This is a genomic window from Salipiger bermudensis (genome assembly GCF_020171625.1).
Taxonomy (GTDB): domain Bacteria; phylum Pseudomonadota; class Alphaproteobacteria; order Rhodobacterales; family Rhodobacteraceae; genus Salipiger; species Salipiger bermudensis_B.
Window position 1 is genome coordinate 19,252 of the sequence record NZ_JAIUZY010000001.1, and the last position, 23,773, is coordinate 43,024.

The following is a 23,773-nucleotide window of genomic DNA, read 5'->3' on the forward strand; positions in this document are numbered from 1 at the left end:
ATCCGGTCCCGCGTGTCCGGGGCGGGCACAAACTATGGCCTGCGGGTGCGGACGTCCGCACGGTCCGCGGATGCGTAGGACGCCACGGACCGCGGGTGCGCAGTGCCCAGAGCCCGGGCACCCCACGGGCCGAAAGGGCGGACGGTCAACAGCTCATGGAAGGCGTGCACCGGTGCGCGCCACCCCACGGGGTGCCCCGGGCCTTCACCAAGGAACCGGGGCGGCCGCCCAGTCGAAGAACTGCCCGGTCTGCTCCGGCGCGAGCCCGTCGAGCACGCCGAGCAGATTGCGCGCGGCCTCTGCCGGCGCCAGCTTGCGATGGGCCGGGTAGGCGCTTGTGAACTCGGTGGCGACTGTTCCGGGATGGAGCGCCACGACGATGGCGCCCGGATGGGTGCGGGCGATCTCGATCGCGGCGGTGTGGACGATCTGGTTGGCGGCGGCTTTCGAGGCGCGGTAGCTGTACCAGCCGCCCAGCCGGTTGTCGCCGATCGAGCCGACGCGGGCGGTCAGCACCCCGACAACCGAGCGCCCCTCGCGCGGCAGAAGCCGCGGCACGTGCCTGAGGACCTGTGCCGGCCCGATGGCATTGGCCGCCATCACCTCGGCCATCCTGCCGGCGTCAATCTCGGCGAGGGACTTCTCGGGTCGCGCGCCCTCGGGCGCCAGCATCCCGCTGGCCACCACGATCGTCCGGAACGGCCCGGACAGCGCCTCGAGCCGAGCGCTCACCGACGCAGGGTCGGCGAAATCGATGCCATCTGCGGACCGCGACAGACCTGTGACCTCGACGCCACCTTCGGACAGCGCGGCGCACAGGGCGGACCCGATGCCCCCGGAGGCGCCGATGACAAGGGCGCGGGTCTGCGCCGGGGGGCTGTCTTGCGAACGCGTACTGCTCAAGCGGGTCTCCTGTCCTTGGATGTGCGCGAAGGCTCGTCACAGGACCTAGGCCAGAGCCGCCGAAGGCAAAGGGCTGGCGCCTGCAATGATCGGAGAACGGGGCGGTCCGCCTCGGTGACGCTGCCCGGAGGTTCTCGGACATGGGCCCCCCAGCCGTTGGGACGCTCCCTACAGACCTGCCGCGTTTTACGGGTCGGGTGGAGACGAAGACGGGAGGGGCCATCCCGCGCGGCGTTATGAAGCCGGTCAGGAAGCGGCCCGGCGCCCGGCTTTGCGGGGGGGGCGGTTTCGGTCTTGCGGCGGGCGTCTGTGGCGGTCTGGGACGCGAGGTGCGCTTGATTGGCGCGCCGCGCGTGGCCGGCGTCGGGCGGTGAGGGGCCAGCCCCTCACACTCCCCGGAGTATTTTCGACGAAGAGAAGAGAGGGGACGGGGTGGGCGGGCCGCGCCTCTTGTCGGAGAGGACGCGGCGCGTGGTCAGGCCGGCATGGCGATCTTCTGGATCGCGGTGAAGCCCTCGAAGCGGGGGGCGCCGCTATGCAGTTTGCGGGTCTCGCCGGCGCGGGCATGGGCGGCGCGGAAGCTGTCGCTGCGGGTCCAGTCGCGGAAATGCGCTTCGCTCTCCCAGACCGTGTGCGAGGCGTAAAGGATGGCGCCGTCCTCCTCGGGGCCTTTCAGCATGTGGAATTCCACGAAACCGGGGTTCTCGTGCAGCTTGCTGTCGCGGCTCAGCCAGAGCTCCTCGAACTCGGCGGCGTTTTCGAGCGGCACGGTGAAGCGGTTCATCGCGAGATACATCTTGGGTCCTTTCGGGGGTCATTCCGCCGCGAGGCGCGCGGCGTGGGGAAGCAGGAACGGGGTGCCGGGGGCCGGTGCAAGTCCCACCCGGAGGCGGCAGCCATAGGCGCGCGACAGCGTATCAGAGGTCATCACCTCGGTCACGGGGCCGGCGGACAGGACGCGGCCTCGTGCCAGAAGCACGATGCGGTCGGCGAACATGGCGGTGAGGTTTAGATCGTGCATCACCGCCACCACGCCGCCGCCGGCATCGGCGAAGTCGCGGGCGATCTGCATGACCTCGAGCTGGTGCGCGATGTCGAGCGCCGAGACCGGCTCGTCGAGGAACAGCCAGCGCGGGCCGTCCGCATCGACGGGCGCGCCGACCTGCGCCAGAACGCGCGCGAGCTGGGCGCGCTGCTGCTCGCCGCCCGAGAGCGACTGGTAGGGCCGGCCCGCGTGATGGGCGAGGTCGACCCGCGCCAGCGCCTGCAGGGCGGCGCGGGCCTGCCCCGCGGCGCGGCCACGCGACAGGCCGATCTCGACCACCTCGAGCACGGTGAAGGGGAAGGCCAGCGCCGAGGCCTGCGGCAGCACGCCGCGCATCGCGGCCAGCTCCCACGGGGCGAGGCGGGCGATGTCGTGGCCGTTGAGCGTGACCCTGCCGGTGCAGGGCAGATCGCCGGTCACAGTGCGCAGCAGCGTGGTCTTGCCCGACCCGTTGGGGCCGCAGATCGCGGTGAGCTGGCCGGGCTGCGCCTCGAAATCCACGCCGCGGAGGATCTCGCTGCGGCCAAGGCTGACCGAGATGTCGCGTGCCTCCAGCATCACAGGTCCACCACGCCACGCTGCCGCAGTAGGATCCACAGGAACACCGGCGCGCCGAGCACCGCCGTGACGATTCCGATCGGAAGCTCGGCCGGGGCCACGACGCTGCGCGAGATCATGTCGGCGCCGACCAGAAGCGCCGCCCCCAGAAGCGCGGCGTTGGGCAGCAGCGCGCGGTGGTCCGGGCCGGAGGCGAGGCGCAGCAGGTGCGGCACCACGATGCCGATGAAGCCGATGCCGCCCGAGACCGCCACGGCGGCGCCGGTGGCGGCGGCGACGCAGAGGATCGCGAGGCGCTTCATGCGCTGCACCGGGATGCCGATATGGGCGGCGGTGGCCTCGCCGAGCGCCAGCGCGTTGAGCGAGCGGCCAAGCAGCATAGCCCCGCTTACAGCGATCAGCAGGATCGGCAGCGCCGCGGCAAGCTTGGTCCAGCTCGCGCCTGCCAGCGAGCCAAGGCCCCAGAAGGTCAGGTCGCGCAGCTGGGTGTCGTCGGCCATGTAGACCAGCACGCCCGAGACGGCGCCGGAGAGCGCGGCCAGCGCGATGCCGGCCAGCAGCATGGTCGCCACCGAGGTCTGTCCGCGCCGGGTGGCGACACGGTAGAGCAGCAGGGTGCTGATCCAGCCACCTAGGAACGCGGCGAGCGGCACCAGATGGGCGCCCGCAAGGCCGAGAAGCGCCGGCGGCAACAGGCCGCCCAGCACGATGGCGAGGATGGCGCCGAGCCCTGCGCCGGCGCTCACGCCGACGATGCCGGGATCGGCGAGAGGGTTGCGGAACAGCCCCTGCATCACCGCCCCCGAGACCGCCAGCGCCGCGCCCACCGCCAGCCCCATCACCAGCCGGGGCAGGCGGATGTCGAGCAGCACGACCCGCTCCATGCGCGAGAGCGCCTCGCCGCGGGCGAGGCTGCGGGCCACGTCGAGGAGCTGCACCCCGGTGGCGCCGACGGTGAGACTGGCGAGCGAGATCGCCACCAGCGCCAGCGCCAGCCACAGGTGCAGGCGCCGGGCGCGGGCCAGACGGTCGGGCGGCGCGGGGGCGTCGAGCGCCGTGGGATCGGTGAGCGCGACCATGGGGTCAGTCTCCGTAGAGCGCGGTGGACAGCTCGGTGACGGCGGCGCCGGTGCGCGGGCCGAAGCCCAGCAGCTTGAGCCCGTCGATCTTGATCAGCGCGCGGGCCTCGGCGGCGGGGGTGACCGCGAGCGCGGGCAGGGCGAAGAGCGCGTCGGGGCTGGCGCCGTGATCGCCGTCGCGGTCCATCATCAGGATCACGTCGGGGGCCGCGGCGGCGGCGGCCTCGTCCGAGAGCGGCTTGTAGCCCGACACGCCCTCGAGCGCGTTGACCCCGCCGGCCAGCTCGATGATCGCGGCGGCGCCGGTGTCGTCGCCCGCGCCCATCAGGCGCCCGCCCTGTGCCGACAGGATGAAGAGCACCCGCTTGGGGGCGTCGGCATGGGCCGCCGCGCGGGACGCGGCCGCCTCGATCTCGCCTGCCACCTGCGTGGCCAGCGCGTCCGCCGCCTCGGGTGCGTTGAGAGCGTCGCCCACGGCGCGGATCTTGGCGGCAACGCCTTCGGCGGTGAAGGCACTTGGCACGGTGACGAAGGGGATCGCGGCCTCTTCCAGCACGGCCAGCGTCTCGGGCGGGCCGGCGCCCTCCTCGGAGACGATCAGGTCGGGGCCGACCGAGAGCACGCCCTCGGGCGAGAGCGCGCGCATGTAGCCGACATCGGGCAGGGCGGTGGCCTGCGGCGGATAGGTCGAGGTGGTGTCGCGCGCCACGAGCCGGTGCTCCTGACCGAGCGCGTAGACGATCTCGGTGACCGAGCCGCCGATGGCCAGCGTGTCGGCCTGGCCGCGGGCGGCCTCGGCGGGGCTCAGCGTGGCGCCGAGCACGCCAAGCGCGAGATAGACCGCGCAACTCACGGCGATGGCGGGGAAGGGGCGGCGTCTCATGCGGGCACCCCGGCGCGCTCGGGCAGCGCCTCGACGATCTCGCGCCACGCCGGGCGATGGTCGTTGCCCTCCTTGCCGACGCCGAAACACTGGAAGATCAGCCCGCCCTCGGCGTCGAACCCCTCGACCGAGAGGGCCGGGCCGCGCTGGGTCGGCTTCTCGACCGCCCAGAGCTCGGCCACCTTGTCGCGGCGCAGGTGGAGGTTGAAGCCCGGATCCATGATGTTCTGCCACGGGCCCATCGGCCTGAGGCTGTGGATCGGGCCGGAATGGATCTGGATGCAGCCACGATTGCCGACGAAGAGCATGAGGCCGGTCTCGCGGTCGCGCGCCGCCTCGAGCATGGTGTCGACCGCCATCGGGTTGAGCGCACGTACGAAGGGCGCCCCGGCGATGCGGTAGGCGCCAAGGCGGTTCATCCTGAGCTTCGAGCACAGGCGCAGGAACTGGTGGGTGTCGGTGAGCCGCGCCCATTCTTTGCGCAGGATCTCGCGCTTGGCCGGGTCGGATTTCGCGGCTTCGGTGGGCTGGCGCGGCGCGAGGTCGAGCGTGTCGGCGCCGTCGCCGGTGGCCAGCGTTTCTTTCAACGCGGTCCAGCCAGCAAGCGAGGACCCCTCGCGCATGTGGATCTTGTGCACCGCGTCACCGGCGGCGTCAAAGACCTGAAGGCTGCGGCGCATGCCGTGCTCGGCCTCCTGCTCGACGAGGAACCCGTGCACCCAATGCTTGGGGAAGATGCGCAGGTCTATGGCGTCGTTGAGCACCATCGAAGCGTGCGGGCCGGGATGGTAGTTGCCATATTGGCCGACCTTCTCGTGCACGGCGGCCTCGACGCGGGTGAGGGCCATGACCTCGCCCAGCGTTTCGGCGGCGGGCATCAGCAGATCCGGATCGGCGCTGATCCGGGTGACGCCATCGCCGGTCTGGGCGGCCAGCAGCTGCGCCTCGGAGATGCCGAGCTGGGTGGCAAGATCGCGGCTGCGCAGCTTGGGCGAGGCCGCAAGGGCCGCGCGAATGTCGGATGGGGTGGGGGGTATGTTCGTGTCGCTCATGGGGCCGGTCCGGTCCTTCACATCAATCAGGGAAGTGACGGCTGGCACGAACGGGCTGGCGGGTCGTTGTTGACTGTTTTACTTGGTCAAATTGCGTGCCGCAAGCGTCAACCGAAGGACCTCACGAAAACGCGCCTGTTTCGGGGGCCGGGCCGGCTGAGTGATCTTGCGATCCTTCGGGGCCCGGCGGTGCGGGGTCGTTCTTTCGGGGCGGGTGACCTAAGGACGCATGTCCTTCGACCTTCTGCCGAAGGGGGGAGTTGCAAACCGGGTCCGCCGCCTCTGACAAAGATGGCGCGCCCGACCCCCTCGATCCCCCCGGCGCAGCCGTCGCGACAAAGCGGCGCAGCTCGTAGCCCGCACGGAAGCAACGCCCCCGATCCGGCCCGATGAGGCGCGCGGAATCCCCGTCAAACATGAGGTTCCGGAGCCGGGCGCGCCCGACAAAACGCGCGTTTCATGCGCGACGCAGGGTCGCCGCTGCATAACCTCATCAATGGCATCCGTTTCCATCTGGAGAACGCCGTCGACCTGCACTAAAGCTCGATTCCGGGAACCCGTAAGGCGCCCGCTCGCACCGTCAAGGTGAGTCTGCCCGAGCTCTTCCGATGCCGCTGCTGTTTCCCTCGCGGCGCCCGGAGAGAGACGCCCCCCGAAGCAATCCGGGGGGCGTTTCTGTTTCTGCCGGGAGGGTGCGCAAACCGGTCAGCGCGCCTTGATCTGGATCGAGAAGCTGCGCTGCGCACCGGCCGGCGGGGCCGGGAAGGGCGCGGCGCGCTGGACCACCTGAAGGGCCGCGCGGTCGAGCGCGGCCGAGCCGGAACTGCGCGCCAGGGACACCCCCGAAAGCCCGCCGCTGCCGGTGATGCTGAAGGCCACCACGGCGGCGCCGCGGGCGTTCATGCGCGGACGCGGCACGCGGCTGAGCTTGCGCATGACCTGACCGGGATAGTTGCTTGCGGCGGCATTGCCGGCCTCCTGCGAGCGCCCGCCACTGCCGCTGCGGGTGGCCGTTGCGGTCTCGCTGCCCTGCGCCTGACCGGCGCGGGCGTTGCGGTCGGAGTTGCCCTGCGGCGCGCGCTGCGTCTGCCGGGTCTCGGTCGGCTCGGGGCGGGTCTCCCGGCGCGGCGCCGGTTGCGGCTCCGGCTCGGGGCGGCGCAGCGTGTCGGGCCGTTCCATCGGGCGCAGCGAGCTGGCCAGCGCGGTCTCGGGGGCTTCCTCGGTCGCGTCTTCCGGTTCGACCTCGGGCTCCTCTTCGGGGGCCAGCGCCTCGGTGGTCTCCTCGGGCTGGGTGGGCTCGGGCGCCTCCGGCGTCACCGCTTCGGCGGTTTCGGGCTCTGCCGTCTCGGTCGCGTCGGGCTGAGGCTGGATCGCCTCCGGCTCGAGCTCTTCGGGCCGTTCTGCCGCGTCCGGCTCGGGCGGCGCGAGGGCGGCCACCACGTCGGGCGAGGGGGCGGCGGTAAAAGGCGCCACGGGCGCGGGCGCGTCCGGCTCGACAGGCACGGCCTCGGCGGTCTCGGTGACCGGCTCGGGCGGCGGCGCCGGTCGGGCCTGTTCCGGGGCGATCGGTTCCGCCTCGGCCACTGGCGCGGTTTCATGCGCCGTATCGGGCTGGGGAGCCTCATCGACCGGTTCCGCCTTGACGATGTCCTCCGACGGCGTCGGGCTCAGCGTGCCGGCGGCCATGTCCTGAAAGGAAGACCCGATCCGCGCCTCGGCGGCGCCGCCGCTGCCTTCGATGAGGGTGGGCGGATCGTCCGGCAGGAGCGCCAGCGCCAGCGCGCCGTGGGCACTGCCGGCCAGCAGGATCGCGACGAGTTTCGCAGTGCGAGAATGGGCGATCATTCCAGCCCCCTTTCGCTGACGATCAGCACCCGCTGCGCCCCCCCGGCGCGCAGCTCGCGCGCCAGCGCCACCAGCTCGGCGGCGGGCAGGTCGCGGTCGGGCACGAGGCGCACGGTCTCGAGCGCCGCCTCGTCCAGCGTGGCGAGGAAGCTCCCGGCATCGGCCACGTCGCTGCCGCCCTGGCTCAGCCGGCCATCGGGGTGCACCACCAGCGCCTCGGGCGGCGGTGCGCTGCCGTCGAGATCGGCGGTGCTGACCAGCTTGAGTGCCGGGTCGAGCGGCTGCGCCAGCGTGCCGGCGACAAGGAAGAAGATCAGCATCAGGAAGACGATGTTGATCAGCGCGATGGTCGGCTCGCGCTCGGATTTGGGACGTCGGGCGCGCATCACGAGGCTCCCAGAATGGTCGGTGAAATGCCGGTCACGCCGCGCAGCACCACGAGCAGGTCGGTCAGTCGCTGGGCGCTGACATCGGGGCGCATCGCCACCAGCAGCTGGCGCGGCGTCTCGCCCTCGCCACGCGCCTCGGACAGCGCCTCGGCCAGCCCGTCGAGCGGCAGCTCGACATTGTTGAGCTGCGCGGTCTCGGCGCCGAGCCGCAGAAACAGCGGGGCCTCCGTAGGGGCCTGCGGCGGCGTGCCCGAGCCGGCGGCGGTAAGCTCGACCTCGGAGAAGCGGGTAAAGGTCGAGGTCAGCATGAAGAACAGCAGCAGCAGGAAGATGACATCGATCAGCGACGTCATCGACAGCCTCCGCCTGCGCCGGGCCTTACGCATGGGCCAGCGACCGCTCCGGGGCGGGAACGCGCCGTTCGCCGAGGTTCGAGGGCGACTGGATGCTGCGCAGCGCCTTCTCGGCGAGCACGCGCTCGGCCTCCATGCGGGTCTCGAGCCAGCTCAGGACGACGGAGGTGGGCATCGCCACGGCAAGACCGACGGCGGTGGTCAGAAGCGCCACCCAGATGCCGCCTGCGAGGATCGAGGGGTCGACCTGCGAGCCCGCGTCCTGCAGCGCCTGAAAAGCCGAGATCATGCCGAGCACGGTGCCGAACAGGCCCATCAGCGGCGACAGCTGCGCCACGGAATCGAGGAAGCGGAAGCCGCGCTCGAGCTTGGCGAAGCGGGTCTCGGCCTCGGCGTCGAGGCGTGCGGTGTCGCAGCGCCCGGTCATCGCCAGTTCGACCACCGGCTTGAGGTAGCTCTTGGAACGGGCCAGTTCGCTGCGGGCGCGGGCCTCGTCGCCGCCATCCCATGCTTCGACCGCATGGCGCAGCGCCTTGTGGCGCCCGACGCCGGCGGCGCGGAACTGCCAGAGCTTGTAGAACACCACGGCGAGCGTGACGATCGACACCGCCACGAGGATCAGGACGACGGGGCCGCCAAGCTCGTAAAGCTCGAGCAGCAGGCCGCGCAGGTCGGAAGACACTTGATCGATCATCCCATCATCTCCACGTCGGTGCGGCTGCTGAGGCTCAGGCCTTGAAGGCAGGCCGCGGCGCCAAGCTCACCGGCCTCGCAGGTGCTGGCGCCGTTGATCAGGATCTGCCCCAGCGCCTCGCATTGCAGGCCCGGCACCACGAACTGGCGCAGCCGCGGCTTGCCGGCGGGCAGGGTGCCGAAATCGAACAGGGTCAGGCGCTCGACCTGTCCCGCGTTGTCGAACAGCACGGTCTCGTAGACCGCCTTGGCGATGTCGCCGTCGAGGCCGTTGCGGGCGAGGAAGCTCAGCTTGCAGCCGGCCTCGACCTGCTCCTGGGCGTTGAGCTCGACCGAGATCGCGGCCTCCTGCGCCGCGAGCGGGGGGGCAAGGACCAGCGCCGCGACAAGCGGCACGGCAGAGGCGAAGCGGGATAGGGCTGAAGGCACCGGCGACTCCATCGACAAACAGGATATGCAGAATCCGGCTGGCAGTGCCGGATCGGGCACGAGCTTGCCGCCATTTGCGGGCGAGAGTCACCACAAAGCCGGGTGGAAGACAATACCTTATAAACTTTATCAACTATTCCTCGTCGGCGTTTTTCTTGTGAGCGCGTCGCGCAAGCCGCTGGGGACGGGGGATTTCTCATGTGGAAAACGAAAGAACGCGGTGTATGGGGCCGCCCGGCGCGGGGTGGGCGGCCCTTTCCTGCGTCAGGGCCAGACTGGTGCGCCCTCCAGCCCGGCGGTTTCGGGCAGCCCGCAGATCAGGTTGGCGTTCTGCACCGCATGTCCCGCCGCCCCCTTGCCGAGATTGTCGACCACCCCCATCGCGATCACGAGGTTGCGCTCGGGATCGGCGGCGTAGCTGACGAAGGCGAGGTTCGAGCCGCTCGCCCACTTGGTCTGCGGCGGCCGCTCGGTCACCCGCACGAAGGGGCGCTCGGCATAATAGCGGCGCGCCGCCTCGAGGCACTGTTCGGTGCTGGCGCTGCCGCGCGCATAGATGGTGACCAGCAGGCCGCGGGTCATCGGTACGAGATGCGGGGTGAAGACCAGCCCCTCGGCGGGCGCGCCGCCGAGCCGCGCGATCGTGCGGGCCATCTCGGGCATGTGCACGTGCTCAAGCAGGCCGTAGGGCTGCAGGTTCTCGTTGCTCTCGGCATAGCCGAACCGGCTGTCGCCGCCACGCCCGGCGCCGGAAATCCCGGTCTTGGCGTCGACCACGATGTTGCTAGGCGCGATCAGCCCACCCGCCAGCAGCGGCGCCAGCGCGGTCAGCGTCGCGACCGGAAAGCAGCCGGGATTGGCGATGCGGCTCTCACCGCGGATCTGCTCTGGCCAGACATCCGCCAGCCCGTACGTCCAGCCCTCGGCGTCGCGGTGATCGCCGCCGATATCGACGATCTTCACGCTCTCCGGTACGCGCGCCAGCGCCTCGGCCGAGGCGCCGGTGGGCAGCGAGGCGAACAGCAGGTCGAGATCGGGCAGGGCCTCGGGATCCCATCTTTCGATCTCCAGCCCGGCGAGGCTCTGCGGCACGCCGGGGAAGCGGTCGACGAGACGGCTGCCGGCGCTGCTCTCGCCGGCGGCGTAGACCAGGTCGAAGGAAGGGTGGCCCGCGATCAGGCGCAGCGCTTCGCCGCCGCCAAACCCGCTGATGCCGACGATGCCGACGCGAATGCTCATGGTGATGTCCTTTCGGTTTGGGAAAAACAAAAGCCCCCGAAGCCGGGGGCTGCGGGGGATCAGGAACGCGGGTCTGCGGTGCCTTGCTCAGGAGCGCCTGCGGCGCGCGCGGGCTAGCTCTCGTGGGGGGCACGGATCGACGCGCAGCCTGAGCGGCCGCAGCATGGGGGTGCTGCGTCGGCGTCGGTCGAACTGGTGCGCGGTCCTGAACATCGTCAGAAGACATGTCGCCGGAGCGGGCCCGGGTCAAGCGCTTCGATGCACGCGGGGGAGCGGTTTTGCGCGATATGGGGCGGGCAGGGCGGGTGGTCACGCGAAACGACGACGGGCCGCCCGGAGGCAGCCCCTTGCGTCACGGTTCCCGTCGCAGTCCGTTCTGAAGTCTGTCGCGAGGAAAGTTGGAGCGGGCGAGGCGATTCGAACGCCCGACCCTTACCTTGGCAAGGTAATGCTCTACCCCTGAGCTACGCCCGCTCGGCGCGGCGGATCTCTCCGCCTTGGGTCGGTCTGGAGCGGGCGAGGCGATTCGAACGCCCGACCCTTACCTTGGCAAGGTAATGCTCTACCCCTGAGCTACGCCCGCATATCAGACCGTTTGCCGGGTGACCCCGGCCGGGTAAACCACCATCTGGAGCGGGCGAGGCGATTCGAACGCCCGACCCTTACCTTGGCAAGGTAATGCTCTACCCCTGAGCTACGCCCGCCCCCTTGGTGGTGGAGGCGATTTAGAGTCTCCCGCGCCGGTCTGCAAGAGAAAAACTCATCTTTCTCACCGAAACCTGCCAGGGGCCCCGCGGGGCGGGCGTTTCAGGCGCTATGGCGCCGAAGCTCCGGCGCGACGTCGTTTCGCGCCCGGCAGCAGCACAGAGTTTTTCGCCATCTCCGGGCGTGCATTGCGGCCTGATCCATCTCTCCGGCGCCCCTCGCGCGAAGCTCATCGCCTCAGACCTGCCGATGGGGGACGTCTCGCGCGCCTTGCACGCACGACTCAGCCTCGCGCCCGGATTGTCCGCTGCATCGCCGACACCAACGGGCCTGCGCCGTGTGGACGCCAACAGCGACGAGAACCGCTCGATGCACGGGGCCGCTGACCTCTCAGCTCAGTCCTTCGGCGCCGAATGCTCGACCGGCCCGCCCTGTTCGACCCAGTCGGTGAAGCCGTCGCGCAGGTGGGCCGCGTCGAAGCCCATGTCCTGCAGCATCGCCACCGCCAGCGCCGAGCGCCAGCCGCTGGCGCAATGGAACAGGTAGCGTTTGCCGGGCTGGGCGAAGACCTCGCGGTGGTAGGGGCTTTCGGGATCGACCCAGAATTCCAACATCCCGCGCGGCGCGTGCACCGAGCCGGGGATGAACCCGCTGCGCTGCCGCTCGCGCACGTCGCGGATGTCGACGATCACGAGATCCTCCGCGCCCAGATCCGAAATCGCGTCGGCGGTCTCAACTTCCGGAATGCGCGCCCGCGCCTCCGCCACCAGCGCCGCCGCGCTCACCTTCAAAGCCATACCCTCTCCTCCCAAGTGCTCCCCCCCCAGCTTCTTTGGTTCAAAAATACCTCGGGGGTGAATTGGCGCACAGCGCCAAGAGGGGGCAGAGCCCCCCTCTCTTATCTCTAAAAAGGCGCTCCTCCGGTGCGAGAGGCTGCGCCCCCACGCTTCGCTTCTACAGAGCGCACCTCCAGGTGCGACAGGAGGCACACCCCCCACACACCCTCACCCTGCAAGCAAAGACCGGGCAGGGGCGCAGACCCCCGCCCGGACCTAATCACTCGAGCTCAATCAGCAGGTCCTTGGCATCGATCTGGCCGCCGGGCTGTACGTGCACCGCCTTGACCGTCGCGTCGCGCTCGGCGTGCAGGCCGGTCTCCATCTTCATCGCCTCGATGGTCAGCAGCAGGTCGCCCTCCTTGACCTGCGTACCCGCCTGCACCGAGACCGAGGCCACCACGCCGGGCATCGGCGCACCGATATGGTTGAGGTTGCCGACCTCGGCCTTGGGCCGCGCGGCCGAGCTGGCCTTGGCCTTGCGGTCGGGCACCCGCACCGTGCGCGGCTGGCCGTTGAGTTCGAAGAACACCCGCACCTCGCCATCGTCCTGGGTCTCGCCCACGGTGATCAGCCGGATCTCGAGCGTCTTGCCGGGATCGATCTCGGCGGTGATCTGCTCCTCGGGCTCCATGCCGTAGAAATAGGTCATCGTCGGCAGCACCCGCACGGGGCCGTATTCCTCGTGCCGCGCCACGTAGTCGGTGAAGACCTTGGGATACATCAGGTAGCCGTTGAAATCCTCGTCGTCGAACTCGACATCGGGGAAGCTGTCCTGAAGCTGCTTGCGCAGGGCGTCGAAATCCGCCGGCGCAAGGTGCTTGCCCGGGCGCTCTGTGTTGGGCTTCTCGTTCTTCAGCACCTTCTTGACGATGCCCTTGGGGAAGCCGCCCGGCGGCTGGCCGAGATTGCCGCGCATCATGTCGACCACCGAGTCGGGGAAGCTCACGTCGCTCTTGGGGTCCTCGACCTGGGACCGGGTCAGCCCCTGGCTGACCATCATCAGCGCCATGTCGCCCACCACCTTGGAGGAGGGCGTCACCTTGACGATATCGCCGAACATCATGTTCACGTCGGCATAGGTCTTGGCGACCTCGTGCCAGCGATCCTCGAGCCCGAGTGAGCGCGCCTGCGCCTTGAGGTTGGTGAACTGCCCGCCCGGCATCTCGTGCAGGTAGACCTCGGAGGCCGGGGCCTGCAGCCCGCTCTCGAACGCGGTGTACTGGCCGCGCACCGCTTCCCAGTAGTTCGAGATCTCGCGGATCGCGTCGATCTCGAGCCCGGTGTCGCGCTCGGTGTGGCGCAGCGCCTCGACCACGGACCCCAGCGTCGGCTGCGAGGTGTTGCCCGAGAGCGCGTCCATCGCCGCATCGACCGCGTCGACGCCGGCCCGGGCGGCCTCGAGGATGGTGGCGATGCCGGCGCCCGAGGTGTCGTGCGTGTGGAAGTGGATCGGCAGGCCGACCTCTTCCTTCAGTGCCTTCACCAGCGGGCCGGCGGCGGAGGGCTTGAGCAGCCCGGCCATGTCCTTCAGCCCCAGCACGTGCGCGCCGGCGTCGCGGAGGGATTTGCCCATCTCGACATAGTACTTGAGGTCGTACTTGGCGCGGTCGGGATCGAGGATGTCGCCGGTGTAGCAGATCGTGCCCTCGCAGATCTTGCCGCTGTCGATCACCGCGTCCATCGCCACGCGCATGTTCTCGACCCAGTTCAGGCTGTCGAACACCCGGAACACGTCGACGCCGCTCTCGGCGGCCTGCGCCACGAAGCTCTGCACCACGTTGTCGGGATAGTTGGTGTAGCCCACGCCGTTGGAGGCGCGCAGCAGCATCTGCGTCATGATGTTGGGCATCTTGGCGCGGATGTCGCGCAGGCGCTGCCACGGGCATTCCTGCAGGAAGCGGTAGGCCACGTCGAAGGTCGCGCCGCCCCAGCACTCGACCGAGAACAGCCCCGACATGTTGGCGGCATAGGCCGGCGCCACCTTTATCATGTCGATCGAGCGCATCCGCGTCGCCAGCAGCGACTGGTGGCCGTCGCGCATGGTGGTGTCGGTGATCAGCAGCTGCTTCTGCGCCGCCATCCAGTCGGCCACCGCCTGCGCGCCCTTTTCCTCGAGCAGGGTGCGGGTGCCCGACGGCGGCGTCTCGACGCGGCGCTCCGGCGGGCGGGCGGGCTTGAGATCGGCGGCGGGGCGGGCGCGGCCCTGCACCTCGGGATGCCCGTTCACCGTGATGTCGGCGATGTAGGTCAGCACCTTGGTGCCGCGGTCGCGGCGCTTCTTGAAGTCAAAGAGCTCGGGCGTCGTGTCGATGAACTTCGTCGTGTACTGGTTGTTGAGGAAGGTCGGGTGCTTGAGCAGGTTGATGACGAAGTCGATATTGGTGCTCACGCCGCGGATGCGGAACTCGCGCAGCGCGCGGTCCATGCGGCTGATCGCCTTTTCCGGCGTCGGCGCCTTGGCCGTCACCTTCACCAGCAGCGAGTCGTAGAAGCGGGTGATGACGCCGCCCGCATAGGCGGTGCCGCCGTCGAGGCGGATGCCCATGCCGGTGGCCGAACGGTAGGCCGAGATGCGGCCGTAATCGGGGATGAAGTTGTTGGTCGGATCCTCGGTGGTGATCCGGGTCTGCAGCGCATGGCCGGTGAGGCGCACGTCGTATTGCGAGGCCTTGCCGGTGGCCTCGGACAGGCTCTTGCCCTCGGCGATCATGATCTGCGCCTGCACGATGTCGATGCCGGTGACCTCTTCGGTGACCGTGTGCTCGACCTGCACGCGCGGGTTGACCTCGATGAAATAGAACTTGCCGGTGTCCATATCCATCAGGAACTCGACTGTGCCGGCGCATTCATAGTTCACATGGGCGCAGATCTTGCGGCCCAGCTCGCAGATTTCCTCGCGCTGCGCCTCCGAGAGATAGGGGGCAGGAGCGCGCTCGACGACCTTCTGATTGCGGCGCTGCACCGAGCAGTCGCGCTCGTAGAGGTGGTAGATGTTGCCCTGCTTGTCGCCGAGGATCTGCACCTCGACGTGACGGGCGCGGGTGATCATCTTCTCGAGATAGCCCTCGCCATTGCCGAAGGCGGCCTCGGCCTCGCGACGGCCCTCGAGCACCTTTTCCTTCAGCTCCTTGCCGCTCTCGATCGGGCGCATCCCGCGCCCGCCGCCGCCCCAGCTCGCCTTGAGCATCAGCGGATAGCCGATCTCCTCGGCCTCCTTGGCGATGGCCTTGAAATCGTCGCCCAGCACCTCGGTGGCGGGGATCACCGGCACGCCGGCCTCGACGGCTACTTTGCGGGCGCTGGCCTTGTCGCCAAGCGCGCGCATGGTCTCGGCCCTCGGGCCGATGAAGGTGATGCCGGCCTCGACGCAGGCATCGACGAATTCCGGGTTCTCGGACAGCAGACCGTAGCCCGGGTGGATCGCGTCGGCGCCGCATTCCTTGGCGACGCGGATGATCTCGGGGATGCTGAGATAGGCCGCGACCGGGCCGAGCCCCTCGCCGATGCGATAGGCCTCGTCGGCCTTGAAGCGGTGAAGTCCGAGCTTGTCCTCTTCGGCATAGACGGCAACCGTCTTCTTACCCATCTCGTTGGCCGCCCGCATGATGCGGATGGCGATCTCGCCGCGATTCGCGATCAGGATCTTTTGAAATTCGGACATACTTTGACTTCCTCCTTTGGGTCTCGCTCCAGACCGTCGGCGAGATAGAACGCGATGCCGCGATGCAGCGCAAGGTGGCTTTGCAAATTTGACATGTATCTTACATGTCTTTGCAAAGATCGTTCTTCTGAGACCGAATGGCGGCGATTTCCGGCAGAACCGGCCTGGCGGTTTCGGAAATTCTTGCGCCGCTCCGGGGCGCCCCGACCGCGTGGCCGGGGCGGGCGCGGAGCAGATGTGCCGCGCGTCGGGGCCGGTGCCCTGCGCAATGTGGTCTCGTGTCGAAGATTGCCGAGAACATTGCGCGAACGCCGTCTTTCCATCCGGTCCCGCAACCGCTAGATTGGCGGCATGAGCAGTTTCGATGACATGGACGCCTTCGAAGGCGCTTCGCTGTCCGCGCGCGCCATGGCCGCGCGCCCGGCGCCCTATCTCGACGATCTGAACCCGGCGCAGCGCGAGGCGGTCGAACGGCTCGACGGGCCGGTACTGATGCTGGCCGGGGCCGGCACCGGCAAGACCAAGGCGCTGACCTCGCGGATCGTGCACCTGCTGGTGAGCGGCAAGGCCCGTCCGAACGAGATCCTGTCGGTGACCTTCACCAACAAGGCCGCGCGTGAGATGAAGACCCGGGTGGGGCGGCTGCTGGGCCAGCAGATCGAGGGGATGCCGTGGCTCGGCACCTTTCACGCCATCTGCGTCAAGCTGCTGCGCCGCCATGCCGAGCTTGCGGGCCTCAAGTCGAACTTCACCATCCTCGACACCGATGACCAGATCCGCCTGCTCAAGCAGCTGCTCGCGGTCAACAACATCGACGAGAAGCGCTGGCCGGCGCGGCAGCTGTCGGGGCTGATCGACCACTGGAAGAACCGCGCCTGGACGCCCTCGAAGGTGCCCGCGTCGGAGGCCTCGGCCTTCAACCACCTCGGCACCGAGCTTTACGAGCAGTACCAGACCCGCCTGCGCGAGCTGAACGCCTGCGATTTCGGCGACCTGCTGCTGCATATGGTCACGATTTTTCAGGCCCATCCCGACATTCTCGAGCAGTACCAGCGCTGGTTCCGCTACATCCTCGTGGACGAGTATCAGGACACCAACGTGGCGCAGTATCTCTGGCTGCGGCTGCTGGCGGGCGGGCACAAGAACATCTGCTGCGTCGGCGACGACGACCAGTCGATCTATGGCTGGCGCGGTGCCGAGGTCGGCAACATCCTGCGGTTCGAGAAGGATTTTCCCGGCGCCCACGTGGTGCGGCTCGAGCAGAACTACCGCTCGACCGAGCATATCCTCGCCGCCGCCGGCGGGGTGATCCGGGGCAACGAGGGGCGCCTCGGCAAGGAGCTCTGGACCGCGGCCAAGGGCGGCGAGAAGGTCCGCCTGATCGGCCACTGGGACGGCGAGGAAGAGGCCCGCTGGATCGGCGAGGAGATCGAATCGCTGCAAAAGGGCACCCGCGGTCTCGACCCCAAGTCGCTCGACGACATGGCGATTCTGGTGCGCGCCTCGCACCAGATGCGCGCCTTCGAAGACCGCTTCCTGACCATCGGTCTTCCGTACCGGGTGATCGGCGGGCCGCGCTTCTACGAGCGCATGGAGATCCGCGATGCCATGGCCTATTTCCGCCTCGTGGTCTCGCCCGACGATGACCTCGCCTTCGAGCGCATCGTCAACACCCCCAAGCGCGGCCTTGGCGACAAGGCGCAGCAACTGATCCAGCACACCGCGCGCGAGTTTGGCGTGTCGCTGCTCGACGGGGCGCGCATCGCGGTCGACGAGGGCCGGATCAAGGGCAAGGGCGGCGGCCACCTGCGCCAGCTCTGCGAGAACCTCGCGCGTTGGCGCGAGGCGATGCTCGGCCCGGTGCTGCGTGGCGGAGAGGTGCCCGATGACGGGCCGGCGGACGCGGTGATCGACGACGAGGAGCCGCTTCCCGTGGGCGAGACCCGGCGCGCCGCGCCGCGCATGACCCACATGGAACTCGCCGAGATGATCCTCGACGAGAGCGGCTACACCGCCATGTGGCAGAACGACAAGACGCCGGAGGCGCCGGGCCGGCTCGAGAACCTCAAGGAACTGGTCAAGGCGCTCGAGCAGTTCGAGAACCTGCAGGGCTTTCTCGAGCACGTGGCGCTGATCATGGACAACGAGACCGAGGAGAGCGGCGCCAAGGTCTCGATCATGACCCTGCACGCGGCCAAGGGGCTGGAGTTCCCGGCGGTGTTCCTGCCGGGCTGGGAGGACGGGCTGTTCCCGTCGCAGCGCTCCATGGACGAGAGCGGCCAGAAGGGCCTCGAGGAAGAGCGCCGTCTGGCCTATGTCGGCATCACCCGCGCCGAGGAACTCTGCACCATCTCCTTTGCCGGCAACCGCCGGGTCTTTGGCCAGTGGCAGAGCGCACTGCCGTCGCGATTCATCGACGAGCTGCCCGAGCAGCATGTCGAGGTGCTGACCCCGCCGGGTCTCTATGGCGGCGGCTTCGGAGCCGCGGCGCCCTATGGCGCGGGGTCGGGGCTCGAGAACCGCGCCGCCGATGCCAACGTCTACAATTCGCCGGGCTGGAAGCGGCTGCAGGAGCGCTCGGGGCAGCGCCCGGTCAGTCAGCCGCGCGAGAGCCGCAACACGGTGATCGACCTGCAGGCGGTCTCGGCCTTCGAGACCGGGCAACGGGTGTTCCACCAGAAGTTCGGCTATGGCGAAGTGGTCGGCATCGAGGGCGACAAGCTCGAGATCGCCTTTGAAAAGGCCGGGACGAAAAAGGTCGTGGCGCGCTTCGTGCACGCCGAGAACGACGTGCCGTTCTAGAGGTGCGGTCGTAACGTCGCCGTCCAGAGCTCTGATCTGAAAGGTCTATTCCAGATCGGGCGGCGTCAACCGCCCGGCATTCTCAGCACGATATTGCGTCCGCTCTTGGCGACACGCAGCTCGCTGTCGCCGATCGCGGCGACCCGGCCGCCATCGAGCCGGTCGCCGACCTTGACGTTCTGCAGCCGTCCGTTCGACAGCCGCACCAGCGCGCGCCGGTTCGAGGCGCTGCCGAAGACACCGATCAGGTTCACGTCGCGCAGGTTGATCTGGTTCGCCGTGGTGGCCTCGCGCGCCACGTTGGCGTTCTGCGGCACCCGCGGGGCGGGCTGCGTCCGCACCGGCGCGGCGCTGGCGGTCTGCGCGGGCTGGGGCGCGCGGCGCGCCGCTTGCTGCACGAGGCTCGACATGTTGCCGGGCCGGGTCTGCGGCTCGAGCGAGCTGGCCACCGCCTGTTCGGTGCCGCTGGGCACCTCGGGCTCTTCGAGCGCCTCTTCCACCGCAGTCGCGATGCCTTCGGGCACCGGTGCGACGGCGGTGTCCGTCGCGTCGTCTGCAGCCTCCGGGTCGGCCTCCTCGGCCCGGGCGCTGACGCTCTCGGGGCGGCGCACCGGGCGCATGTCACTCAGCTCGGAGCGCGAAATGCCTCCGAGGCTCGCGCGTTCGGTCTGCTCGATCAGGTCCTCGGGGCGATCCAGCGGCCGCACGGCGCGCAGGGCAGCCTCGGTGGGGCTGTCGTCTGCCTCGGCTTCGCTGGCGTCGCCTTCGCCGGCATCGCTGGCTTCGGGGGCGGGCTCTTCAACTGTGCGCTGCGGCGGGCGTTGCGGCGGCGGGCCGGTGAAGACCCGATGCCCGTCGGGCGAGATCGCGCCTTCCGGCGTGGCCCGGACAAGCCCGAGCGGATCGAGGTCAAAGCGTGTGTCGGGGCCCGGCGGCAACCGCACCGGCTCGAGCGCGATATCGTCGTTGAGCCCGGGCGCCGGGGGCAGCGCGATGGCGTCGAACTGACCGACCTCCGGGTCGACGGAGGACAGGTAGACCGCATCGACCGTGTCGCCGCCGGGCTGGCGTGGGGCGGTCGGCGCGCGCTGCCAGATGCCGGTCGCGGCGTAGCTCGCCGCCGCCTCATCGGAGGAGATCGCCTCTGCGGCGGGCGCGGGCGTGTCAGACGGGGCCACCGCCTCGGGGTCGGTTTCCTCGCGGGCGTCCGGCACAGGGTCGGCGCTCAGGGCCGCTGTTTCGAGCAGCGCCTCGGGCTCTGCGTCTGCCGGCGCGCTGTCGGCCTCGTCCGAAGTGTTTGCCGCGATCGCGGTGGGCTCGTCGTTGGTCTGGAACAGGCCCGAGATGCCCTCGTCGAGGAACACCGTGGCCCAGGCGGCAACGGCGGCCATGAACAGCAGCAGCGCTGCGGTCAGCATGAGGCCAAGGTAGCGGGGTTTGCCACCGATCGGCTGTTGCCGGGCGCCGAAGACCGTCATCCGGCGGCGCTCTTCCTCCGGGTCGATGACCGTCGACGCCGCTGCGGCCTGCGCCTTGGCAGGGCCGGGATCTTCGCCGCGGTCGCGCCGCATGGCGGCGACCTGAAGCGGGTCGCGCGCGGGCTTGGCGGCCCCTTCGGCCGTCGCCGGAATGTCCGCCTTCAGGCCCTTTTCCGGCGCTTTGTCGGGGGCCTGTTCCGGCGTCTTTCGCGTGGCTTCCGGCGTGACGGAGATCGCGCGCGGCGACTTGTTCGGGGTCGGGGCCGCGGCCAAGACCGACGGCGCGCTGCCCGAGGCCGTGGCCGCCGGCGTGGCGCTCAGAGAGGGCGCGCTTGCGGACGTGGGCGCCGTGCGGCTCGCGCGGATGCTCGAAAAGCTCGGGGTGGCGGGCGGTTCACTGTCGGCGGACGGGGCGGGCAGGACGGTGCGCTTGGCGGGCAGGGGCGGCACCTCGGCCTCGCTGGGCGCCGCGTCCTCCGGGCCGGACGTGCCATCCTCAGCGCTGACCGGACGCTTGGGCGCGGCGGGGGCGGTGTCTGGCGATGGCGTCCGGGCGTCGGCGTTGTCCGCACCCGGCTCAGGCGTTGCAACTGCGCTGTCCGCAGCCGGCAGATCCGGCGCCGGGGCGCTTTCGGGCGCGGTCTTGTCGACCTCGGCGGTGTCAGGTGCCACCGGCGCCGGCGGCACGTCCGGCGTGCGCCGCGCTGCGGCACCCCACGGGACATCGGGCACGGCGTCGACGATCTCGATCGGGGTGCGCAGGCGCTCTGGCGTCGCACCGCTCCAGCCCGGCGCGGTCCCGAACCACACCGTGCCCTCGAACGCGCCCTGCGGCGGAACCGTGGTGAAGGCCATTGCCGTGAACCCGTGCGCCTGCACGAAGCTCTCGGCCTCGGCAAGGGTTTCCAGCGCCACCGCCGCGGCGCAGAGCCGGTCGCCCCTCAGCGCCCAGTCATATCGCAGCTCGTCGACCGCGTAGGGCGTCGCGCCGTCGAGCGCCGCGCGGACGGCGGCCTCACGGGCGGCGTCGTCCGGGCCGGGATCCGCGATGTCGAGAAAGCGGATCTGTTCGCTGGGCAGCACCAGAAGGACCTGCGCGCCGTCGGCGGACAGGGCGGTGGCGCGGCTGCGCAGCGCCGCCAGCGACTGGTCCAGCGCGGCATCGTCAAACGCCACACGGTCGATCTGCATCCAGCCGGTGACCGCCCGCCGAAGCAGGGCGATGCCGTCAAAGGACAGGGAAAGCGCGAAATTCGGTACCATGTCCGGTCTCTATCACTGCTCGGCTGTCTGTGGGAGTCTCCAGCCCTTGCGAGGCAGACTACAGCAGCCTTCCGCCGAGCGGAAGAAAGCTTGCAGCGCAAAGCCTTGCGAGAGGCGGTCCGAAGCCCGATGTTGACGATATCTTTACCACTCCCAAGGAGAATCTCATGCGTCGTCTCGCCTTGATCACCGCCTGCACCATCCTGATGTCGGCCGGTGGCGCCTTTGCACAGGACAGCGCGCCAAAGCTCACCGTCACCGGCGAGGGGGAAGCCGTCGCCGTGCCCGACATGGCCACGGTCAGCCTCGGCGTGAGCGCCCAGAACGCCGACGCGGGCACCGCGATGGACGAGGCCTCGAAGGTCGCCGAGGCGATTCTCGCCCGGCTCGATTCCATGGGCATCGAGGCGCGCGACCGGCAGACTTCGGATGTCGGCCTGCAGCCGATCTGGAACAATCCTACCAACTCGGACGATGCGCCGGAAATCACCGGCTACGAGGCGTCGAACCGGCTCACCGTGCGGGTGCGCGACCTCGACCAGCTTGGCGAAGTGCTGGGCGCGGTGACCGAGGATGGCGCCAACCGCCTGTCGGGGCTGAGCTTCGGCCTGCAGGATCCGGACCCGGTGACCGAGGAGGCCCGCCGCGATGCGGTGGAGGACGCGATGGCGCGCGCCAAGGTGCTGGCCGAGGCGGCGGGCGTGACGCTCGGCCCGGTCGTGTCGATCTCCGAGAACGGTGGCGGCGGCTATGCGCCCTCTCCGATGCCGATGATGGAGGCGCGGATGTCCGCAGCGCCGGTCGCCGCGGGCGAATCGACCATCAATGCCCGCGTCACGATGGTGTTTGAACTGGCCGAATAAGGCCCGTGTGAAACGGGGGACGCGCCGCGGCGCGCCCCCCATGAGGCTTGGCTCAGCCGGCCTGCGCCAGCGCCTGCTCGAGGTCGGCGATCAGGTCCTCCGGATCCTCGATGCCAATCGAGATCCGCACCACGTTCGGCGCTGCCCCGGCGGCGATCTGCTGCTCCTCGCTGAGCTGGCGATGGGTGGTCGAGGCAGAGTGGATCACCAGGCTGCGCGCATCTCCGAGATTGGCGACGTGGCTGAAGATCTGCAGCGCATCGACGAACTTCGTGCAGCTCTCGTAGCCGCCCTTGAGCGCCACGGTGAAAAGCCCGCCGGCCCCTTCGGGGCAGATCTTGGCGACACGGTCGTGGTAGGGCGAGGAGGGCAGGCCGGCATAGGTCACCTGCTCGATTGCCGGATGCTGCTCCAGCCACGCCGCCACGCGCTCGGCGTTTTCCACGTGTCTGCGCATCCGCAGGCTCAGCGTCTCGATCCCCATCAGCGTGTAATGTGCGCCCTGCGGGTTCATCGTCATGCCAAGATCGCGCAGGCCGATCGCGATGGAGTGGAAGGTGAAGGCGAGCGAGCCGAAGGTCTCGTGGAACTTGAGCCCGTGATAGGCGGGCTCCGGGTCCGACAGCGAGGGGAACTTGCCCGAGGCGGACCAGTCGAACGTGCCGGAGTCGACCACCGCGCCGCCGGTCACCGTGCCATTGCCGGTCATGTACTTGGTCAGCGAATGCACCACCAGCGTGGCGCCGTGCTCGATCGGCCGGCAAAGGTAAGGCGTGGCCGAGGTGTTGTCGACGATCAGCGGCAGCCCTGCCTTGTCCGCGATCGCTGCGATGGCGTCGAGATCGGTGATGTAGCCGCCGGGGTTGGCGATGGTCTCGCAGAACACCGCGCGGGTGTTGTCGTCGATCGCGGCCTCGACGGCGCCGAGATCGTCGAAATCGACGAATTTGCACGACCAGCCGAAGCGCTTGATGGTCTGGCTGAACTGGGTGATCGTGCCGCCATAGGCGCGCGTGGAGGCGACGATGTTGAGCCCCGGACCCATCAGCGGGAACAGTGCCATGATCTGCGCTGCGTGGCCCGACGAGCAGCACACCGCGCCCGCGCCGCCCTCGAGCGTCGCGACCCGCTCCTGCAGCGCCGCCACCGTCGGGTTGGTCAGGCGGGAATAGATATATCCCACCTCCTGAAGGTTGAAGAGCGCGGCGGCGTGATCGGCGTCGCGGAACACGTAGGCGGTGGTCTGGTAGATCGGTGTCTGCCGCGCGCCGGTGGCCGGGTCGGGCCGGGCGCCCGCGTGCACCTGCAGCGTGTCGAAGCCGTGTGTCATGAAATCCTCCCTGGTGATGCCTCGCCCATAGGCCTAGGCCATTGCGCTGCGCCCCACAATATCCGGGATCCGGTTTCTCCCGGGGCCGGCATCGCGCGCTTTTCTGACGCGCCGCACGGGCGTGACAGACCAGCCTGCCTCCGGCGGGAGTATTCTTGACGAAGAGAAGCAGGGGGCGCAGCGCCTTCGTCTTCTTTGGTTCAAAAATACCTCGGGGTGAATTGGCGCAAAGCGCCAAGAGGGGGCAGAGCCCCTTCCTTCTCCGTTTTGTTGGCGCTCCTCCGCTGGGACAGGGGACGGCGCGCCGCCTTTCGGACCGGGCATCTGGCGCGAAACACACCATACGGCATGGCGCAATCCTGAC

Annotated in this window: 18 protein-coding genes and 3 tRNA genes; 2 read left to right on the top strand and 19 right to left on the bottom strand. The window is 69.5% G+C overall.

The genetic code is table 11. The features are described 5' to 3' along the window. Positions 1 to 204: 204 nt before the first annotated feature. From LCM15_RS00080 to LCM15_RS00160, 17 genes are all read right to left on the bottom strand, one after another. Complete coding sequence (locus LCM15_RS00080) at positions 205 to 903, bottom strand: SDR family NAD(P)-dependent oxidoreductase (RefSeq protein ID WP_224852203.1); 699 nt, start codon at positions 901 to 903, stop codon at positions 205 to 207. A gap of 475 nt (positions 904 to 1,378) precedes the next feature. Beyond that, a complete protein-coding gene (locus LCM15_RS00085; RefSeq protein WP_224852204.1) occupies positions 1,379 to 1,699 on the bottom strand; it encodes an antibiotic biosynthesis monooxygenase family protein in 321 nt (106 codons plus the stop codon). Between the two features lie 18 nt (positions 1,700 to 1,717). Next, positions 1,718 to 2,506 carry a heme ABC transporter ATP-binding protein gene (locus LCM15_RS00090; RefSeq protein WP_224852205.1) on the bottom strand — a complete coding sequence of 263 codons (789 nt, stop codon included), beginning with the start codon at positions 2,504 to 2,506 and terminating at the stop codon, positions 1,718 to 1,720. Then, entirely contained in the window at positions 2,506 to 3,585 is a 1,080-nt protein-coding gene (locus LCM15_RS00095) for a FecCD family ABC transporter permease (RefSeq protein ID WP_224852206.1), read from the bottom strand. The genes LCM15_RS00090 and LCM15_RS00095 overlap by 1 nt, the downstream gene beginning before the upstream one ends. Positions 3,586 to 3,589: 4 nt before the next feature. After that, the gene (locus LCM15_RS00100) at positions 3,590 to 4,468 is read right to left on the bottom strand and encodes a heme/hemin ABC transporter substrate-binding protein (RefSeq protein WP_224852207.1); all 879 of its coding nucleotides are present in this window, start codon (positions 4,466 to 4,468) and stop codon (positions 3,590 to 3,592) included. Next, positions 4,465 to 5,520 carry a hemin-degrading factor gene (locus LCM15_RS00105; protein ID WP_224852208.1) on the bottom strand — a complete coding sequence of 352 codons (1,056 nt, stop codon included), beginning with the start codon at positions 5,518 to 5,520 and terminating at the stop codon, positions 4,465 to 4,467. The genes LCM15_RS00100 and LCM15_RS00105 overlap by 4 nt, the downstream gene beginning before the upstream one ends. A gap of 705 nt (positions 5,521 to 6,225) precedes the next feature. After that, on the bottom strand, positions 6,226 to 7,365 hold the full coding sequence (locus LCM15_RS00110; protein ID WP_224852209.1) for an energy transducer TonB: 1,140 nt from the start codon (positions 7,363 to 7,365) through the stop codon (positions 6,226 to 6,228). Beyond that, complete coding sequence (locus tag LCM15_RS00115; protein WP_224852210.1) at positions 7,362 to 7,751, bottom strand: ExbD/TolR family protein; 390 nt, start codon at positions 7,749 to 7,751, stop codon at positions 7,362 to 7,364. The genes LCM15_RS00110 and LCM15_RS00115 overlap by 4 nt, the downstream gene beginning before the upstream one ends. Continuing rightward, the gene (locus tag LCM15_RS00120) at positions 7,751 to 8,140 is read right to left on the bottom strand and encodes an ExbD/TolR family protein (RefSeq protein ID WP_224852211.1); all 390 of its coding nucleotides are present in this window, start codon (positions 8,138 to 8,140) and stop codon (positions 7,751 to 7,753) included. Before LCM15_RS00120 ends, LCM15_RS00115 begins: the two co-directional genes overlap by 1 nt. Continuing rightward, the gene (locus LCM15_RS00125; protein WP_224852212.1) at positions 8,133 to 8,801 is read right to left on the bottom strand and encodes a MotA/TolQ/ExbB proton channel family protein; all 669 of its coding nucleotides are present in this window, start codon (positions 8,799 to 8,801) and stop codon (positions 8,133 to 8,135) included. The genes LCM15_RS00120 and LCM15_RS00125 overlap by 8 nt, the downstream gene beginning before the upstream one ends. Next, entirely contained in the window at positions 8,798 to 9,241 is a 444-nt protein-coding gene (locus LCM15_RS00130) for a hypothetical protein (protein WP_412103270.1), read from the bottom strand. Before LCM15_RS00130 ends, LCM15_RS00125 begins: the two co-directional genes overlap by 4 nt. A 252-nt stretch (positions 9,242 to 9,493) precedes the next feature. After that, positions 9,494 to 10,468, bottom strand: coding sequence for an N-acetyl-gamma-glutamyl-phosphate reductase (gene argC, locus LCM15_RS00135; protein WP_224852214.1), 975 nt, complete (start codon positions 10,466 to 10,468; stop codon positions 9,494 to 9,496). Positions 10,469 to 10,867: 399 nt separating this feature from the next. After that, positions 10,868 to 10,942 (bottom strand) — tRNA-Gly (locus tag LCM15_RS00140). 34 nt (positions 10,943 to 10,976) lie between these two features. After that, positions 10,977 to 11,051 (bottom strand) — tRNA-Gly (locus LCM15_RS00145). 46 nt (positions 11,052 to 11,097) lie between these two features. After that, positions 11,098 to 11,172 (bottom strand) — tRNA-Gly (locus LCM15_RS00150). Positions 11,173 to 11,568: 396 nt separating this feature from the next. Continuing rightward, positions 11,569 to 11,970 (bottom strand): rhodanese-like domain-containing protein, encoded by a 402-nt coding sequence (locus LCM15_RS00155; protein ID WP_224852215.1) that lies wholly within the window; start codon positions 11,968 to 11,970, stop codon positions 11,569 to 11,571. A 259-nt stretch (positions 11,971 to 12,229) separates the two neighbouring features. After that, positions 12,230 to 15,673, bottom strand: coding sequence for a pyruvate carboxylase (locus LCM15_RS00160; protein ID WP_224852216.1), 3,444 nt, complete (start codon positions 15,671 to 15,673; stop codon positions 12,230 to 12,232). A 351-nt stretch (positions 15,674 to 16,024) separates the two neighbouring features. Between LCM15_RS00160 and LCM15_RS00165 the strand changes: the two genes are divergently transcribed. Further along, positions 16,025 to 18,475, top strand: a complete 2,451-nt coding sequence (locus LCM15_RS00165) for an ATP-dependent helicase (RefSeq protein WP_224852217.1) — start codon at positions 16,025 to 16,027, stop codon at positions 18,473 to 18,475. Between the two features lie 65 nt (positions 18,476 to 18,540). On the opposite strand, the gene LCM15_RS00170 is transcribed toward LCM15_RS00165, so the two are convergent. Beyond that, positions 18,541 to 21,216, bottom strand: coding sequence for a hypothetical protein (locus tag LCM15_RS00170; RefSeq protein WP_224852218.1), 2,676 nt, complete (start codon positions 21,214 to 21,216; stop codon positions 18,541 to 18,543). A gap of 167 nt (positions 21,217 to 21,383) precedes the next feature. Between LCM15_RS00170 and LCM15_RS00175 the strand changes: the two genes are divergently transcribed. Continuing rightward, complete coding sequence (locus tag LCM15_RS00175; RefSeq protein WP_224852219.1) at positions 21,384 to 22,079, top strand: SIMPL domain-containing protein; 696 nt, start codon at positions 21,384 to 21,386, stop codon at positions 22,077 to 22,079. Between the two features lie 52 nt (positions 22,080 to 22,131). On the opposite strand, the gene LCM15_RS00180 is transcribed toward LCM15_RS00175, so the two are convergent. Beyond that, positions 22,132 to 23,409, bottom strand: a complete 1,278-nt coding sequence (locus LCM15_RS00180) for an O-acetylhomoserine aminocarboxypropyltransferase/cysteine synthase family protein (protein ID WP_224852220.1) — start codon at positions 23,407 to 23,409, stop codon at positions 22,132 to 22,134. Positions 23,410 to 23,773 lie beyond the last annotated feature (364 nt).